Source organism: Pseudogracilibacillus sp. ICA-222130, from assembly GCF_037892545.1.
Taxonomy (GTDB): Bacteria; Bacillota; Bacilli; order Bacillales; family Amphibacillaceae; genus Pseudogracilibacillus.
The window spans coordinates 47,980-65,010 of record NZ_JBBKBG010000005.1; the positions used below are offsets into that span (position 1 = coordinate 47,980).

Below are 17,031 nucleotides of genomic sequence, written 5' to 3' on the forward strand. Positions count from 1 at the left end.
TTAAATATTCTCCTTTATTAAAAACCAATTCTATCTAAAACAATAGCAGCTAATATAAAAATAATATCAACAACAGCTAAAATTGCAGAAACTTTCCCTGCTGTTGATCCAAACCATATTGTAAAAATTGATGTGAGGATAGCAATTATCCCAAGGGTAGATAAAAGAAATCCTACTCTTTTCCCTAACCTGTCTTTATTTACCGGTTCCCACGTATCCCCAAAACCAGCAAGGAAAACAAATGCCTTTTGAGTCTGGACAAAATAACCAGCCAAAATCAATAATAGTCCTAACACAAAACCAATTATTAATTCCAATAATATTTATATCCCTCCTTTTTATATAGGAAAGGCCTTTCATAAAACACTTTAAAAATCTACTCTGTTTTATAAATGACCCTGATTTCACTATAGTTAATTATTGTAGATAATATAACCGTTAATGATAAAAACTAACTTATATTCAATACCGTATTACTATAGTTAATTAATTTCAAGTATCTTATTGATTTGGATTCATATAATCACTTTCATTTTAAAATGACTACATTTGTTTTAATATTAGTCTTTTATACACTATGTATTAATTATCCCGTTATAGCATTAATTTACGACTTTTTATCAAATAGTGTTGGTGTCCCTTAGAGTACTCAGGGCATAAACGAAAAACCGTTTCTATCATCGCCACACACTAGCAATGATAAAAACGGTTTTTATTACACACATAAATAAACTTTTATTTATACATCCCCTTATTTGGGATCGAACGCCATTAGTTAAAAGCTACACACTAACTTTTCTCTAAAACGGCAAGTCATCATCTGAAATATTAATTTGCTGTCCATCACTTTCAAAAGGGTTGCTCGACGATTGTTGACCTTGATGGTCTTGTTGCTGAGCACCTTGTTGATACTGTTGCTGTTGTGGTGGAGCATAGTTTTGGGTTTGTGCCTGATGTTGATAAGGGTCATTCTGATTATAACCAGAAGGTCTTTGTTGCTGTGAAGAACGTGGCTCTAAAAACTGAATGTTTTCAGCTAACACTTCTGTCACATAAACCATCTTACCATCTTGCCCTTCATATGAGCGTGTCTGTATACGACCATCGACACCAATTAAACTACCTTTTTTCATATAATTCGCCAAGTTCTCAGCTTGTTTACGCCAAGAAACACAATTAATAAAATCTGCTTCTTGTTCGCCTTGCTGATTTCTAAACGGACGATTTGCTGCAACCGTAAAGTTGGCAACAGCTACTCCACTCGGTGTATAACGTAAATCGGGATCTCTCGTTAGTCTTCCTACGATAACGACACGATTCAACATCAACATCACTCCCTAATTATTGTTCATCTACACGAATTACGATGTGACGAATAATATCTTCACTGAATTTCGCTTGACGATCAAACTCGTTTACAGCGTCTTCGTTTCCTTCGAAGTTGATTAATACGTAGTATCCATCACGGAAATCGTTAATTTCATACGCTAAACGTTTTGAACCTAATTCTTCTGTTTTTTCAATCGTCGCGCCATTTGAAGTTAAAATGTTGTCGAACTTCTCAACAACCTCTTTACGAGCTTCCTCTTCAATGTTCGGACGAATGATATACATAATTTCGTATTTTCTCATTCTTGAACACCTCCTTTTGGTCTATGCGGCCCTATTGAAACAATAGAGCAAGGAGCAATTAAAATAAATTACTCACATCTAAAAATTATAACACTTTAAAATAGAACTTTCAAGCCTCATTACATTATACATTAAATCTAAAGTGGATAACATCTCCATCTTGGACGATATATTCTTTTCCTTCTAATCGGACTTTCCCATTTTCACGTGCTTGTACCATTGATCCAGCATCCATTAAATCATCATAAGATACGGTTTCCGCACGTATAAACCCACGCTCAAAGTCTGTATGGATAATTCCAGCACATTGTGGTGCTTTCATTCCTTTTTTAAATGTCCAAGCACGAACCTCTTGCTCCCCAGCAGTAAAATAAGTAGCTAAACCTAATAAATCATATGATGCTTTAATTAATTGGTCTAAACCAGATTCTTCAATCCCTAATTCTTCTAAAAACATTTCTTTTTCTTCCTGGTCTAATTGAGCAATTTCCTCTTCAATCTTTGCGCTTACGATGATTACTTCCGCTCCATCATTTTGTGCAAATTCTTTTACTTTATTTACATACTCATTCGAGTCTACATCCGCAATCTCATCTTCCCCAACATTTGCTACATATAAAATTGGCTTTGCCGTTAATAAATGTAATTGATTTGCAATTTTTTGATCTTCTTCTGAAAACTCAACCGTTCTTGCTGGTTGTTCAGCTTCTAATGCTTCTTTTAGTTTTTTCATCACATTAAATTCTTGTACAGCTGTTTTTTCTTTCTGACGTGCTAATTTTTCTGTACGTTCATATCGTTTCGTTACTGTTTCTAAGTCGGCTAAAATTAATTCTAAATTTATTGTTTCAATATCATCGATTGGATCGATTTTACCTGAAACGTGTGTAATATTCTCATCTTCAAAACAACGAACAACTTGACAAATAGCGTCTACTTGACGAATATGCGATAGGAACTGGTTTCCTAACCCTTCCCCTTTGTTCGCACCTTTTACAATCCCAGCAATATCCGTAAATTCAAATGCTGTTGGAATCGTCTTTTTTGGTTGTACAACCTCCGTTAACTTCAATAAACGTTCATCTGGTACTTCAACAATTCCTACGTTTGGATCAATCGTACAGAACGGGTAGTTTGCGGCTTCTGCACCTGCTTTTGTTATTGCATTAAATAATGTTGATTTCCCAACGTTCGGTAATCCTACAATTCCTGCTGTTAATGACATTTCTTCATTTCCTCTCTTTTTATATAACGTTCACATCATAATCATATGTATTATAAACGTTATTCAATATTTATACAACTTCACAAATGTACTACTATTTGACCTCATATTCATGAAAAACTGCATTTTCCATCTATTTTTCTAGCCAAAACTACGAATATCCCCAAAAAACTAGTCTAATTCTGCCTTTTCTATTACTTTTTTGAGTTTTTTCGTAAATTCTGTTCTCGGAATCATAATACTACGACCACACCCTAAACATTTAATTCGGATGTCCATCCCCATACGAATAATTCTCCAACGATTTTCACCACAAGGATGCTGTTTTTTCATTTCTACAATATCATTTAAACCAAATTCTTTATCACTCATACGTCATCCCCCTCTTTTCATTTATCATCATATTTTTAAAATAATTGTTGGACCCAAATGACAATACCTACCATTACAATTGCTGGTAGAAGGTTTGTCACACGTATATTGGTTACTTTTAATATATTTAACCCAATTGCTACGATTAACAACCCACCGACCGCAGTTATTTCTGTAATAAAGCTTTGAAATAATGCATCTGGTATGATGCGATCGATTTGTGTGGCGAGTAATGCAATCGTTCCTTGCCATAACAAGACGGGAATACTTGAAAAGGCAACTCCTATGCCTAGACTAGTCGTTAAAACGAATGCTGTAAAACCATCAAGCATTCCTTTTGTCACAAGCACTTCATGGTCCCCTCTTATTCCACTATCTAAAGCACCTAGTATCGCCATCGCACCAACAGCAAATATGAGAGAGGCTGTCACAAATGCTTGTGCAATATTATTATCTTCCCCTTGTTTCGTTCTAAATTTACTTCCAATGAAATACCCTAACTTATTCAAACCAGCTTCTAATTTTAAAAATTCACCAATAAATCCACCTATTAACATACTAATTAGAACGGTAATAATCGATTCAGCTTGAAATACCATTTGCAAGCCTATTAAAATAACGACTAATGCAATCCCTTGCATGACTGTTTCTTTATATTTTTCTTGTATATTCGTCAAAAACAACCCGAATACACTCCCAACAACGATACATAACACATTAACAAGTGTTCCAAACAACACCATTATGCCACCAACTCTTCCCAATTGTTCCACGTGGAACATTACTTCAAATAAAAAGACTGACTACATTCGTTCACCGTGTCAGTCTACTGAATTTTACTTTTGCAATAACGTAATTAATCTTTCTAAATCATCATCGTTATAAAATTCAATTTCTATTTTACCTTTATGTTTATTTTTCTGTATTTTTACGTTTGTCCCTAATACATCACGTAATTTCGTTGCTTGTGATTCTAAAAATGGGTCAGATTTTTTCTTTTGTTTCTCTTTTTTCTTCGCCTTATTTAGCTCTGTAATCATCATTTCAACTTGACGGACATTTAAATTATTCGTTAATATTTTGTTTACTAATGGATAAAGTTGTTCTTTATTTTTTAATCCTAGTAATGCTCGTCCATGACCCATTGATAGCTCTCCATTGCTAATATTCAAGATGATATCTTCAGGTAACGATAGTAAACGCATGACGTTTGCAATATGTGAACGACTTTTCCCTAATTTCTGTGATAATTGTTCTTGAGTTAGTCCTAATTCATCCATTAAGTTTTTATATGCTTCTGCTTCTTCAATGACTGTTAAATCCTCGCGTTGTAAGTTTTCTAACAATGCGATTTCCATCATTTTCTTATCATCGTACTCTTTCACAATCGCTGGAACTTCCGTCAAACCAGCCTCTTTTGCTGCACGAAAACGTCTTTCTCCTGCGATAATTTCATATCCTTTAATACTTTGTCGTACGATTAAAGGTTGAATGATGCCGTATTCCAAAATCGATACTTTTAATTCTTCAATCGCATCTGCATCGAAAGTCTTTCTTGGTTGATAAGGGTTTGTACGCATATCTTTTAATGCGACCATTTCAACCATATGATCCTCTGTTGACTCTACTTCATTAAATAAGGCACCTAAACCTTTACCTAACCTTTTCGCCAACTTCCATCACTTCCTTCGCTAACTCAAGATATACTTCTGCACCTTTTGATTTAGGATCATAAACGGTAATTGGTTTCCCATGACTCGGCGCTTCCCCTAAACGTACATTACGCGGAACGATAGATTTATAAACTTTATCTTGGAAATACATTTTTACTTCCTCGATTACTTGTAAACCTAAATTCGTTCTCGCATCTAACATCGTTAATAATACACCTTCAATCATTAACTGTTTATTTAAATGTTTTTGAATCAGTCGGATTGTATTTAATAACTGGCTTAACCCTTCTAATGCGTAATATTCACATTGTACTGGAATAATGACACTATCTGAAGCTGTTAAAGCATTAATTGTTAACAATCCTAATGATGGAGGACAATCAATTAATATATAATCATAATCATCCCTTATATCTTCTAATGATTTCTTTAATTGTACTTCTCTAGACATTGCAGATACTAATTCTATTTCTGCCCCTGCTAATTGTATAGTTGCTGGAATAATAGATAGATTTTCGACGTCTGTTGGTACACATACTTCTCTAGCATCTATATCATCTACTAAAATATTGTATACACATTGATCCATATCACCTTTATTAATTCCTACTCCACTTGTTGCATTTCCTTGTGGATCTATATCAACTAAAAGCACTTTTTGCCCTAAAAGTGCTAAACTTGCGCCTAGATTCACTGTTGAAGTTGTTTTTCCAACCCCACCTTTTTGGTTTGTCACTGCTATAATTTTACCCATGATGGCACCTACCTATTGCAAGCATTTTAGTTTTTTTCTTTTTTGACTCGTATCGTTATTTGATAGTAGTCGTCTAATTCTTCTTCTTCCGACTCAACGTCAATCCCTGTATCTTTAATCATTTTTAATGATTGTTTGATCGTATTAGTCGCAATACGAATATCTTTACTAACAAATTTTGCTTTACGACGTTTTTTCGGTTTTACTTCTTCATCCGTTTCAAAATGGGCATTTACTAGTTCTTCTGTTTCCCGTACATTTAACTGGTTTTCAATTACTTGATCAAAATAAACTAGAATTAATGCTTCTTCTTTTAATTTCATTAAAGCTCTCGCATGTCTTTCTGTAATAACACGCTCCATTAACGCTTCTTGAATACGTTCAGGTAAACTAAGTAAACGAATACGATTCGCAACGGTTGATTGGCTCTTCCCTAGACGTTGTGCAAGAGCCTCTTGTGTTAATTCATGCATTGCAAGCAATTGTTCATATGCTTTCGCTTCTTCAATTACTGATAATTCTTCACGCTGAATATTTTCAATCAAAGCGATGGAAGCTGTCTCTGTATCACTTAAATTACGGATAATTGCAGATATTTTTCCCCAGCCTAATGATTTTGCTGCTCTTAATCTTCTTTCACCAGCGATTACCTCGTATGTTTCTTCATCTTTTTTGCGCACCACAATCGGTTGAATCATCCCATGCGTTTGAAGAGTTTGAGCTAATTCTTTAATTTTCTCATCATCAAATAACGTTCTAGGTTGATATTCATTAGGCACAACTTGTGCAACATCTAACTGAACGACATCTTCTTGATTATTTACTATTTTATCATCTGTCTTATTCCCACTAGTAAAAAGTCGATTAAAAGACTGCAACATATTAACATCACCTTTTTAACCATAATAATAAAAATGTTTCACGTGGAACAATTTAAAATTGTACCGAAAAAAGAAGCGATTATTTTCATAAAGTAAGAAAAAACTTAACCTTATATAGTTAAGTTTATCATAAAAAAGTATGAAAAAGTATTGTTTCTTCCTATTTTCTAAGAAATTGGACTTTTTGCAGGTGTACCTGCCTTACGTGGATACTTTTTATGAGTATTCTTCACTTTTTTAATCGTATATATAGTTCGTTCACTATCTTCTACTGGTAATGAAAATGTATCCATTTTTACTACTTCCCCACCGAGTACTTTAATAGCTTTTTTTCCTTCTGCTAACTCTTCCGCCGCACTAGCACCTTTTAATGCTAAAAATACGCCATTTACTTTTGTTAATGGTAAACATAATTCAGATAGAACGGACATTCGCGCTACTGCTCTTGCTGTAACGACATCAAAAGATTCACGGAAATCTTTATGTTGACCAAAATCTTCCGCACGTGCATGTACAAAGGTTGTATTTTCTAATTTTAATGAATTCGATAAGTGTTCTAAAAAGTTAATTCGCTTTTTTAATGAATCCACAATCGTAACTTGTAAATGTGGGAAACAAATTTTTAAAGGAATACTAGGGAAACCAGCCCCTGCCCCAACATCACAAATGGTTTGTACTTCGTTAAAATCAAAATAAAAACTAGGAGAAATAGAATCATAAAAATGTTTGACATATACTTCTTCTTTTTCCGTAATAGCTGTTAAATTAACTTTTTCATTCCAAGCAACGAGTTCCTCAAAATAAGTCTCAAACTGTGCAATTTGTGTCTCATTTAAATGAATATGATGCTCTTGTAAAGCTGTAATAAATGTATCTAAATTCATGTTCTATTCTCCTTTATTTCTCTAACTAGTTTTTTTCACATTACCTTGTTCGATATAAACGAGTAAAATCGAAATATCTGCTGGGTTTACTCCTGAAATACGTGATGCTTGACCAATCGACATAGGACGAATCTGTTTTAATTTCTCTCGTGCTTCAAATGCTAAGCTATGGATCGCATCATAATCAATATTTTCCGGGATTTTTTTGTTTTCCATTTTTAACATACGTTTTACTTGATCTGTTGCTTTTTTAATATATCCTTCATATTTCACTTGGATTTCGACTTGTTCTTTTACATCTTCAGGAATATTTCTTACACCTACTATTTCTTCAATCGTTTCAAATGTAACTTCAGGACGTTTTAATAATTCTAACGCACGAATCGCGTCCTTTAATGGTGTTGAATGTACATTTTCTAATGCTCGTTGTGCATCATCCGATACTTTTACGATAAATCCGTGTAAAAATGCTTTTTCTTCTTCAATTAAGCGTAATTTCTCTTGGAAAGCTGCATAACGTTCCTCAGAGATAAGGCCTAATTCATACCCTAATTCTGTTAATCGAATATCAGCATTATCATGTCTTAAAAGTAAACGATGTTCTGCACGTGATGTTAATAAACGATAAGGTTCACGTGTCCCTTTTGTCACTAAGTCATCAATTAAAACTCCGATATAACTTTGTGAACGGTCTAAAATAAATGGTTCTTTTCCTTGGACTTTTAATGCTGCATTAATTCCAGCAATGATCCCTTGTCCTGCAGCCTCTTCATATCCTGAAGTACCATTAATTTGTCCTGCAGTAAATAATCCCTCCACTTGTTTCGTTTCTAATGTAGGCCATAATTGTGTAGGAATGACAGAATCATATTCAATTGCATAACCAGCACGCATCATTTGTGCATTTTCAAGTCCAGGAACTGTTTTTAATAATTCATGTTGAATAAACTGTGGTAAAGAAGTCGATAAACCTTGTACATATACTTCTTCCGTATTTCTTCCTTCTGGCTCTAAGAAAATTTGATGGCGTGGTTTATCATGAAAACGGACGATTTTATCCTCAATAGAAGGACAATATCTTGGTCCTGTTCCACGTTTCATGCCAGAATACATCGCAGATAATGTTAAATTATCATTAATAATTTGATGTGTTTTTTCACTTGTATGTGTTAACCAACAAGGGATTTGATCGGTTATATATTCTGTCGTTTCATAAGAGAAAGCTTGTGGCTTTTCGTCCCCTGGTTGAATTTCTGTTTTATCATAATCAATCGTATTACTATTTACACGCGGTGGTGTCCCCGTTTTGAAACGAATTAAATCTAATCCTAATTTTTCAAGATTTTCAGCAAGTTTCACTGTCACACGTTGGTTATTTGGACCACTTTCGTACTCTACATCACCGATTAATATTTTTCCTCGCATAAATGTTCCAGTCGTAATGATGACAGAATCTCCGTAATAAGCTGCTTTCGATTCTGTCACAACTCCTTTACATACTCCATCCTCAATGATTAAATCGTCTACCATCGCTTGCATTAACGTAATATTTTCTTGTTCTTCAATTAAACGTTTCATTTCAACGATGTAGGAAGGTTTATCCGCTTGAGCACGTAATGCACGTACTGCAGGGCCTTTTCCTGTATTTAACATACGCATTTGAATATGTGTTTTATCAATAACTTTCCCCATCACACCTCCAAGTGCATCAATTTCACGAATAACAATACCTTTTGCTGGTCCGCCTAATGATGGGTTACAAGGCATAAAAGCAATCATATCTAAATTTAATGTTAAAAGTAATGTTTTTGAGCCCATTTTTGCTGCTGCAACTGCTGCTTCACATCCTGCATGACCTGCTCCAACAACGATAACATCATAATGTCCTGCATTATAATATGTCATTTTTTTCACCCTTTCTACTCTATTTTCCTAAACAAAATTGGGAGAATAACTGATCGATTAAACTTTCACTCGCAGTATCTCCAACTATTTCTCCTAATAACTCCCACGTTCTCGTGACATCAATTTGTACCATATCTAATGGTAAATGCATTTGTAAGGCATTTCTAGCGTCTTCTAATGTCTGTTGTGCTTGATTTAATAATTGAATATGACGTGCATTAGACACGACCATATTGTTTTCGACCATAATATTTCCTTGGAAGAAAATATCGGATAAAGCTTTTTCTAATTGGTCGACACCTTCATCATGCACTAAAGAGGTAGTTAATACTTGACCTTTAGCTAATTGTTGTATCTCTTCCATATCCAAACGTTGATCCAAGTCTGTTTTATTTACAATGACGATATAATTCATATCTTTTAACATATCAAAAATTTTACGGTCATCTTCTAATAATGCTTCATTATAATTGAGCATAAATAAAACGAGATCAGCTTCTTGTAAAATTTTGTGAGATCTTTCTACTCCAATTTTTTCGACAATATCTTCTGTTTCACGAATTCCAGCTGTATCGATTAATTGTAATGGAATACCACGAACATTCACATACTCCTCTATGACATCACGGGTTGTTCCAGGAATATCTGTTACGATCGCCTTTTCCTCTTGAACGAGTGAATTCATTAAGGATGATTTCCCTACGTTTGGTCGACCGACAATCGCTGTTTTTATTCCTTCACGAAGGATTTTTCCTTGTTTAGCAACTTGGAGTAATTTTTCAATTTCCTCCTTTACGTACGATGTTTTCTCTTCCATCATTTCATGCGACATTTCTTCTACATCATCATACTCCGGATAATCGATGTTAACTTCTACATGTGCGATTGTTTCAATTAATTCTTGGCGTAATTTATTAATAAGCTTTGATAGCTTTCCATCCAATTGTCCTAACGCTACATTCATCGCTTCATTCGTTTTGGATTGAATTACGTCCATTACCGCTTCCGCTTGAGAAAGATCAATTCTTCCATTTAAAAATGCACGTTTAGTAAATTCGCCTGGTTCTGCTAGACGTACCCCTTCATCTAGTACTAATTGTAACACTCGTTGTACAGCAACTAAACCACCGTGGCAATTTATTTCTACTACATCTTCACATGTGAATGTTTTTGGTGCACGCATAATGGAAACAATGACTTCATCTAAAACTGTATCTGTTTTAGGATCCATCATTTTACCGTAATGCAATGTATGTGAATCCACCTTTGTTAAGTCTTTCCCTTGAAACAATTTATTTGTAATAGCAATAGCTTCTTCCCCACTTAATCGAACAATCGAAATGGCACCTTCTCCTATTGGTGTCGAAATTGCTGTAATTGTATCAAAATCCATTCACATTCCACCTCCTAATACAAAAAAATTTATCTATATATGTCCAACATTTTTCTCTCTATTTATGTGAAGATAAAAATCGTCACTAATATAATAGAATAGCACAAAATAGGACAAATTGGAAGTTATCCACAACATAGAATGACGAACTTTTTGTGATTTTTTTATTCCTTCGATAAAAGTTATGCACATGTGGATAACCGAAACAACTAAATTTACCTTATTATACGTCATTTATACGTCTTTTTTTGTTCCGAAATCGATTAGAGAAAGCGAACTGCTTTCTCTGTTGGTTGAGGTAGATCCACAGAACGCGAAGACGTAATCATTCAAATAAAAAAAGGTAATTTCAGTAAAAATCAATTTACTAAAATTACCTTTTTCATTTCACTGGGTTTTGACCCAAGCTCTTGAAACATTTTAAGATGGTTTGATCACAATATAACGATGTGGTTCTCTTCCTTCTGAAAATGTTGTAATGGTATTCGTTTCTTGTAATGCACTATGAATGACTTTGCGTTCATATGCTGGCATCGGTTCTAAAGAAATTTTCTTATTTAATTGAATCGATTTTTCTGCCATTTTATATGCTAATTCCATTAATGTTTCTTCTCGACGTTTTCGATATCCTTCTGCATCTACGATAACAGATTGGAATTTATGACCGTCTTTGTTTAAAACGAGCTGTGTTAAATATTGTAAAGAGTTCAATGTACGACCTCTTTTTCCAATGAGTAAGCCAAGTTTATCGCCTTCCAACGTAAAAGTAACAACTTTTTCTGTTTCTTCTACGATGACATCGATGTCTACATCCATGTTTTTCGCAATACTAATTAAATAGTTTTTTGCATCTTCTACGCGATTTTGTACTTCTCTCACTTTAACAACCGCCCGAGAAGAACCGAATATTCCTAAGAAACCTTTTTTACCTTCATCGATTATATCGATTTCGACTTCTTCTCGTGACATATTTAACTGCTTTAAAGCTGACTCCACCGCTTCATCAACTGTTTGACCACTAGCAGTTACTTCTCTCACTTTTTGTCGCCCCCAGTACTTGCTTCTTTATCCATCATCGGTTTACGAATAAATAATGTTTGAGCTACCATAAAGATGTTCCCTACAACCCAGTATAATGCTAATGCAGATGGTAAGAAAAATCCAATCACTGTAATCATAATTGGCATCATATAAAGCATTGCCTTCATTTGTGGATTTTCAGCAGCTGTTTGGTTACCAGCCATCATTAATTTCTGTTGTAAAAATGTCGCCGCACCAGCAATAAGTGGTAATATATAGTCTGGAGAACTTAATGTAAACCATAAGAAATCTCCTGACTGCTTAATTTCATCAGTACGCATAATGGCATGGTACATCGCAATTAAAATAGGCATTTGAATTAAAATCGGGAAACACCCAGCAAGTGGATTTACACCGTGTTTCTGGAATAATGCCATCGTTTCTTGTTGTAATTTTTGTTGTGTCTGTTGGTCCTTAGAACTATATTTTTTCTGTAATTCTTTTAATTCTGGTTGAATTGCCTGCATTCCTTGTGTACTTTTTAATTGCTTAATATTTAATGGTAATAAAACTAAGCGAATAATGATCGTTACAACGATAATAGCTAATCCAAAATTTCCACTAAACATCTCTGCAAAATTAATGATAACCCATGATAATGGATACACGAAGTACGAGTTCCAAAATCCTGTACTTTCAGAAGAAATTGGCTCATTAATTTGAGTACATCCAGAAAGTAATGCAACAGCTCCAATTAATAATAGAGCAGTTATTAACTTTCTATTACGCAATCGTCTTCCTCCTAACACGATAAAAAATTAATTTATTTTAAAAATAATCGTTGTTTTCTTAATAAATGTTCTATACTACGCTTTATATCATTACAATCCATATTTACAACTGGTTTTCTTGCAATGATGATGATATCTACATCGTTTTTTACAGATGGTTCAAGCTGAATAAAAGCTTCACGAACACATCGTTTTACACGATTCCGAGTAACTGCATTTCCTATTTTCTTTCCAACTGAAATGCCGATTCTGAAATGTTCTTGATCTTCTTTCCTCTTATAATAAATAACGAGTTCCCGATTTGCGAACGATTTTCCTGTTTTAAAAATCTGTTGAAACTCGCTATTTTTCTTTATGCGATACGCTTTTTTCAAATCTATCACCTAATATTGTACAACTTACGTCTGTGTTAAGTACATAACTTAAAAAGACCACTGATATGCTTTCAGTGGCCTATGCCGATAATACTTTTCTTCCTTTACTACGACGACGTGCTAAAACTTTACGACCATTTTTAGTTGCCATGCGTGCACGGAATCCGTGATTTTTCTTACGTTTACGATTGTTTGGTTGAAATGTTCTTTTCATTTCTTCCACCTCCTCCAACTGGAAATGTATTTCATCATATAGAAACGTAAAGCATATAAATTTAGGAAATACTCTCTAAAAAACCTACATTTTTACTCACTTGTTTCCATCCTAAAACTTTCTTGATAATTATACGTAATAACGAAACAATAGTCAACAATCTATATTACTATTTTCGCTCTTTCACCGAAAAAGTCCTTCGTCCATCCAAAAATAATTCATATTTCTCTTTCTTTCCATATTATTTATGTCCAAATAAAGAACCTAGCATTATTTTTACTGTTTTCTACATTTCAACCTGGAGCGAAACAGATCCAGGGGGAATATTTTCAGCGATCACCAAAAAATATGTACTTCTTTTTCTCACCACGAAAAATGGAGCATTATATTTTCCTTCGCTTTTTATTTTTGATCATTCATTTATCCCTCCTCTTAATTTTCTTCTTGCTAAAAAATTTCCATTTTCTCTTTCTAATTCGAAATTTATTTTCGTATCATTTTTATCCACAATATTTGTTTCTTTCCACGTAAAATTATTCACATTTTAAAAACAGCTCTACTTTTTGTCAAAAAGTTATTCTACAATTATCGACAAGTTAACCACAATTTTTACACTTGTTGATAAATTTTATTCACGTTCTGAATAACATATGAATAACTGCATAAAATCTTTGCATATTATTACATTTTTTGATAATGTATATTATGCTCTACGTTGTGAATAACTTTTATTTTATAAACTTATCCCCAGTTCTGTGGATAATTTGTTAACAATTTTTATTCTACTGTGAAATAACTATCTACATGTGAATAAATAATTTACATTTTCTACATTGAAAAATTTCCAATAGTACATATAAATATGATTCCTTTCCTATCTTTCTCATTTTCCATTACAAGAATAGTGAAAGGATTTTTATGCTTAAAATTTGATTACGGTAAAGAGGTGGAATGCTTGGAAAATATTGAGGAACTATGGAACTCGATTTTGCAGGAAATGCAGACAAAATTAAGTAAACCTAGTTACGATACTTGGTTCAGTCATACGAAAGTACATCGATTAATAAATAATAAATTATCTGTTTTCGTGCCAAATGAATTTACGAAGACCTGGCTTGATCAGCATTACACTAAAGTCATTAATACTATTTTGCTAGAAAAAACGGGTGTGGAGCTATCGGTTAAATTTCTAATTGAAGATGAAGCGCTAGACGAAGAAAAAGAAGAAATTGCCATAGAAGAAGCAAAAAAACAAATCGTCAACAATAATGACTTAAAACATATGCTAAACCCGAAGTATACATTCGATACTTTTGTCGTCGGTGCAGCAAATAGATTTGCTCATGCTGCAGCACTTGCTGTAGCCGAAGCGCCAGCAAAATCATATAATCCATTATTCATTTATGGTGGTGTTGGATTAGGTAAGACGCACTTAATGCATGCGATCGCACATTATGTGAAAGAATATCATCCCGATCGTCGTGTTATTTATTTATCTTCTGAAAAATTTACGAATGAATTTATTAATGCCATCATGGACAATAAAGCGGAAAGTTTCCGTAATAAATATCGTAATGTAGATATTTTACTCGTCGATGATATTCAATTTTTAGCTGGAAAAGAACAAACACAGGAAGAATTTTTCCATACGTTTAATACGTTACATGAAGAAAATAAACAAATCATTATTTCGAGTGATAGACCGCCGCGTGATCTTCCAACATTGGAAGATCGCTTACGATCTCGCTTTGAATGGGGATTAATTACAGATATATCTCCTCCTGATTTAGAGACAAGAATAGCGATTTTATCAAAAAAGGCAAAAGCGGAAGGATTAAATGATATATCAAATGAGGTAAAGCATTATATCGCAAATCAAATCGATACGAACATTCGAGAATTAGAAGGTGCACTTATTCGCGTTATTGCCTATGCTTCATTAGTTAATAGTGAAATAGATGTCATGCTAGCACAAGAAGCATTAAAAGATATTATTCCGAATGCTCGTCCAAGAAAAATTACTGTCAAATTAATACAAGAACTAATTGCAGAGAAGTACAATATTACAGTCGATGAAATCTTATCGAAAAAACGAACAAAATCCATTGCCTATCCAAGACAAATTGCGATGTATATGAGTCGTGAACTTACTGACTTATCTTTACCAAAAATTGGACAAGAGTTCGGTGGAAGAGATCATACGACAGTCATTCACGCCCATAAAAAAATTGAGGAATCATTAGAAACAGATAACGAATTACAATTAGAAGTAAAAACATACATGGAAGAATTGAAAAATAAAATATAAAAATAGTGGTGATTTTAACATGTGTATAAGTAATTCTTTGCACAAAAGTTATGCACATGTTAATAACATCTTAACTTTCTCATTACATCTATGATAATTATCGTTATCCACAAATTCACAGGCCCTATTACTATTATTACTTTATTATTAATAATATATATAATTAAAGGAGGACAACATGAAGTTTAAAATACAAAAAAAATATTTACTAAATAGTATTCAAGCAGTATCAAATGCTATTTCATCTAGAACAGTTATTCCCATATTGTCAGGAATGAAAATAGATGTCACAACAGAGAAAATTATTTTAACAGGAAGCAATTCAGATATTACGATCCAATCACATATTCCAACAACAGATGATGGCGAAGAAGTGATTACAAATATTTCTGAAGGATCTATCGTATTACCTGTTCCTCATTTCCCTGATATCATTCGTAAATTACCTGAAGATATCGTGGATATAACGGTAGAAGAAAACTATAAAACCGTCATTAAATCAGGAAAAGCTGTGTTCACCCTTTATGGTCAGAGCAGTGAAGAATATCCAAGAGTACTATTTAATCAAGATGATGAACCTTTAGCAATAAAAGTAAAAGATATAAAAACATTAATTAAACAAACTGTTTTTGCTGTTTCCCCAATGGAAACACGTCCAATCTTAACAGGAGTACATGTAAAAATTGAAGATGGAGAATTAACATTTACAGCAACAGATAGTCACCGTCTTTCTTTACGTGGCATCAAAATCGATGATAAAAACTTTGAAGCAAATAATATTGTTATTCCAGGAAAAAGTTTGCAAGAGTTAAATAAAATTTTTGATAATGATGATGACACGGTTTATATGGCAATTTTAAAGAACCAAGTATTATTCTATACAGAAAATACGTACTTCTTATCCCGTTTATTAAGTGGAAATTATCCAGAAACAGACCGTTTAATACCGACAGAGAGCCAAACAACATTAAATATTTTTACAAAAGATTTAATTCATACCATCGAACGTGCAGCATTACTTTCAAGTCGTGATCAAAATAATGTCATTCGTTTAGATACTTTAGACAATAATATGATTGAGATTTCAGGTCATTCTCCTGAAATTGGAAATGTAAAAGAATTATTAGATGTTATTTCGATCGAAGGGGAATCCATTAAAATTTCATTTAGTGCACGCTATATGTTAGATTCATTAAAAGCAATTGATAGTGATCGTGTACAGATTAAATTTACGGGACCAATGCGACCATTCGTCATTCGTACACCAGAAGAAAAAAAGATTTTACAACTTATTTTACCTGTTCGAACATATTAATTTTATATAGGGGTTAAAACAGATGGAATTTTCCATTTCGTTTTAACCTCTATTTTTATTTTTTTATAGCTTTAAAATGATTTTAACGTACATTTTAGCGTCTAAATGAATAAATAATGGTCCATCCTACCAAAACGATGAAAACTATAGTAAAATAGGTTATAAGGCATTTTAAGAAACATAAAGCATAAAAATAGACTTAGGACAAAGAAAAAATGAGTCATTTTGCTCTGTACATTTTTTAAGATGGAAAAATAAACGAAAACAAGATTTTGCAGATACTACTTTTT

The 17,031-nt window shown here is 33.3% G+C and carries 18 protein-coding genes; 2 read left to right on the forward strand and 16 right to left on the reverse strand.

Annotated features, from left to right (window positions below):
- Positions 1 to 17: 17 nt before the first annotated feature.
- From WKT09_RS04225 to rpmH, 16 genes are all read right to left on the reverse strand, one after another.
- The gene (locus WKT09_RS04225; RefSeq protein WP_340414851.1) at positions 18 to 317 is read right to left on the reverse strand and encodes a DUF3784 domain-containing protein; all 300 of its coding nucleotides are present in this window, start codon (positions 315 to 317) and stop codon (positions 18 to 20) included.
- Between the two features lie 483 nt (positions 318 to 800).
- Positions 801 to 1,325: a single-stranded DNA-binding protein gene (gene ssb / locus WKT09_RS04230; RefSeq protein ID WP_340414852.1), complete on the reverse strand. Its 525-nt coding sequence runs from the start codon at positions 1,323 to 1,325 to the stop codon at positions 801 to 803.
- Between the two features lie 16 nt (positions 1,326 to 1,341).
- The gene (rpsF, locus tag WKT09_RS04235) at positions 1,342 to 1,632 is read right to left on the reverse strand and encodes a 30S ribosomal protein S6 (protein WP_340414853.1); all 291 of its coding nucleotides are present in this window, start codon (positions 1,630 to 1,632) and stop codon (positions 1,342 to 1,344) included.
- Between the two features lie 124 nt (positions 1,633 to 1,756).
- Positions 1,757 to 2,857, reverse strand: a complete 1,101-nt coding sequence (gene ychF / locus WKT09_RS04240) for a redox-regulated ATPase YchF (RefSeq protein ID WP_340414854.1) — start codon at positions 2,855 to 2,857, stop codon at positions 1,757 to 1,759.
- A gap of 171 nt (positions 2,858 to 3,028) precedes the next feature.
- Complete coding sequence (locus tag WKT09_RS04245) at positions 3,029 to 3,229, reverse strand: DUF951 domain-containing protein (RefSeq protein WP_340414855.1); 201 nt, start codon at positions 3,227 to 3,229, stop codon at positions 3,029 to 3,031.
- 35 nt (positions 3,230 to 3,264) lie between these two features.
- Positions 3,265 to 3,972, reverse strand: a complete 708-nt coding sequence (locus tag WKT09_RS04250; protein WP_340414894.1) for a DUF554 domain-containing protein — start codon at positions 3,970 to 3,972, stop codon at positions 3,265 to 3,267.
- Between the two features lie 93 nt (positions 3,973 to 4,065).
- Positions 4,066 to 4,902 carry a ParB/RepB/Spo0J family partition protein gene (locus WKT09_RS04255; RefSeq protein WP_340414856.1) on the reverse strand — a complete coding sequence of 279 codons (837 nt, stop codon included), beginning with the start codon at positions 4,900 to 4,902 and terminating at the stop codon, positions 4,066 to 4,068.
- The gene (locus WKT09_RS04260) at positions 4,883 to 5,656 is read right to left on the reverse strand and encodes a ParA family protein (protein WP_340414857.1); all 774 of its coding nucleotides are present in this window, start codon (positions 5,654 to 5,656) and stop codon (positions 4,883 to 4,885) included. The genes WKT09_RS04255 and WKT09_RS04260 overlap by 20 nt, the downstream gene beginning before the upstream one ends.
- Positions 5,657 to 5,682: 26 nt before the next feature.
- Complete coding sequence (gene noc / locus WKT09_RS04265; RefSeq protein ID WP_340414858.1) at positions 5,683 to 6,537, reverse strand: nucleoid occlusion protein; 855 nt, start codon at positions 6,535 to 6,537, stop codon at positions 5,683 to 5,685.
- A gap of 167 nt (positions 6,538 to 6,704) precedes the next feature.
- Entirely contained in the window at positions 6,705 to 7,421 is a 717-nt protein-coding gene (gene rsmG, locus WKT09_RS04270; protein WP_340414859.1) for a 16S rRNA (guanine(527)-N(7))-methyltransferase RsmG, read from the reverse strand.
- A gap of 21 nt (positions 7,422 to 7,442) precedes the next feature.
- Positions 7,443 to 9,326 (reverse strand): tRNA uridine-5-carboxymethylaminomethyl(34) synthesis enzyme MnmG, encoded by a 1,884-nt coding sequence (mnmG, locus tag WKT09_RS04275; RefSeq protein ID WP_340414860.1) that lies wholly within the window; start codon positions 9,324 to 9,326, stop codon positions 7,443 to 7,445.
- A 19-nt stretch (positions 9,327 to 9,345) separates the two neighbouring features.
- Positions 9,346 to 10,719: a tRNA uridine-5-carboxymethylaminomethyl(34) synthesis GTPase MnmE gene (mnmE, locus tag WKT09_RS04280; protein ID WP_340414861.1), complete on the reverse strand. Its 1,374-nt coding sequence runs from the start codon at positions 10,717 to 10,719 to the stop codon at positions 9,346 to 9,348.
- Positions 10,720 to 11,139: 420 nt separating this feature from the next.
- Positions 11,140 to 11,757, reverse strand: coding sequence for an RNA-binding cell elongation regulator Jag/EloR (jag, locus tag WKT09_RS04285; protein WP_340414862.1), 618 nt, complete (start codon positions 11,755 to 11,757; stop codon positions 11,140 to 11,142).
- Positions 11,754 to 12,530 carry a YidC family membrane integrase SpoIIIJ gene (gene spoIIIJ / locus WKT09_RS04290; protein ID WP_340414863.1) on the reverse strand — a complete coding sequence of 259 codons (777 nt, stop codon included), beginning with the start codon at positions 12,528 to 12,530 and terminating at the stop codon, positions 11,754 to 11,756. The genes jag and spoIIIJ overlap by 4 nt, the downstream gene beginning before the upstream one ends.
- Before the next feature lie 32 nt (positions 12,531 to 12,562).
- A complete protein-coding gene (gene rnpA, locus WKT09_RS04295; RefSeq protein WP_340414864.1) occupies positions 12,563 to 12,904 on the reverse strand; it encodes a ribonuclease P protein component in 342 nt (113 codons plus the stop codon).
- A 79-nt stretch (positions 12,905 to 12,983) separates the two neighbouring features.
- A complete protein-coding gene (gene rpmH, locus WKT09_RS04300) occupies positions 12,984 to 13,118 on the reverse strand; it encodes a 50S ribosomal protein L34 (RefSeq protein ID WP_336267772.1) in 135 nt (44 codons plus the stop codon).
- A gap of 955 nt (positions 13,119 to 14,073) precedes the next feature.
- On the opposite strand from rpmH, the gene dnaA reads away from it, so the two are divergent.
- Positions 14,074 to 15,426 (forward strand): chromosomal replication initiator protein DnaA, encoded by a 1,353-nt coding sequence (gene dnaA, locus WKT09_RS04305; protein WP_340414865.1) that lies wholly within the window; start codon positions 14,074 to 14,076, stop codon positions 15,424 to 15,426.
- A gap of 178 nt (positions 15,427 to 15,604) precedes the next feature.
- A complete protein-coding gene (gene dnaN / locus WKT09_RS04310) occupies positions 15,605 to 16,741 on the forward strand; it encodes a DNA polymerase III subunit beta (RefSeq protein ID WP_340414866.1) in 1,137 nt (378 codons plus the stop codon).
- Positions 16,742 to 17,031: the final 290 nt, after the last annotated feature.

What these genes read in the sequence shown, in the direction of transcription:
- ssb (WP_340414852.1), bottom strand. Translation starts at nt 1,325, where the DNA reads ATGTTGAATCGTGTCGTTATCGTAGGAAGACTAACGAGAGATCCCGAT.
- rpsF (WP_340414853.1), bottom strand. Translation starts at nt 1,632, where the DNA reads ATGAGAAAATACGAAATTATGTATATCATTCGTCCGAACATTGAAGAG.
- ychF (WP_340414854.1), bottom strand. Translation starts at nt 2,857, where the DNA reads ATGTCATTAACAGCAGGAATTGTAGGATTACCGAACGTTGGGAAATCA.
- WKT09_RS04245 (WP_340414855.1), bottom strand. Translation starts at nt 3,229, where the DNA reads ATGAGTGATAAAGAATTTGGTTTAAATGATATTGTAGAAATGAAAAAA.
- WKT09_RS04250 (WP_340414894.1), bottom strand. Translation starts at nt 3,972, where the DNA reads ATGGTGTTGTTTGGAACACTTGTTAATGTGTTATGTATCGTTGTTGGG.
- WKT09_RS04260 (WP_340414857.1), bottom strand. Translation starts at nt 5,656, where the DNA reads ATGGGTAAAATTATAGCAGTGACAAACCAAAAAGGTGGGGTTGGAAAA.
- noc (WP_340414858.1), bottom strand. Translation starts at nt 6,537, where the DNA reads ATGTTGCAGTCTTTTAATCGACTTTTTACTAGTGGGAATAAGACAGAT.
- rsmG (WP_340414859.1), bottom strand. Translation starts at nt 7,421, where the DNA reads ATGAATTTAGATACATTTATTACAGCTTTACAAGAGCATCATATTCAT.
- mnmG (WP_340414860.1), bottom strand. Translation starts at nt 9,326, where the DNA reads ATGACATATTATAATGCAGGACATTATGATGTTATCGTTGTTGGAGCA.
- mnmE (WP_340414861.1), bottom strand. Translation starts at nt 10,719, where the DNA reads ATGGATTTTGATACAATTACAGCAATTTCGACACCAATAGGAGAAGGT.
- rpmH (WP_336267772.1), bottom strand. Translation starts at nt 13,118, where the DNA reads ATGAAAAGAACATTTCAACCAAACAATCGTAAACGTAAGAAAAATCAC.
- dnaN (WP_340414866.1), top strand. Translation starts at nt 15,605, where the DNA reads ATGAAGTTTAAAATACAAAAAAAATATTTACTAAATAGTATTCAAGCA.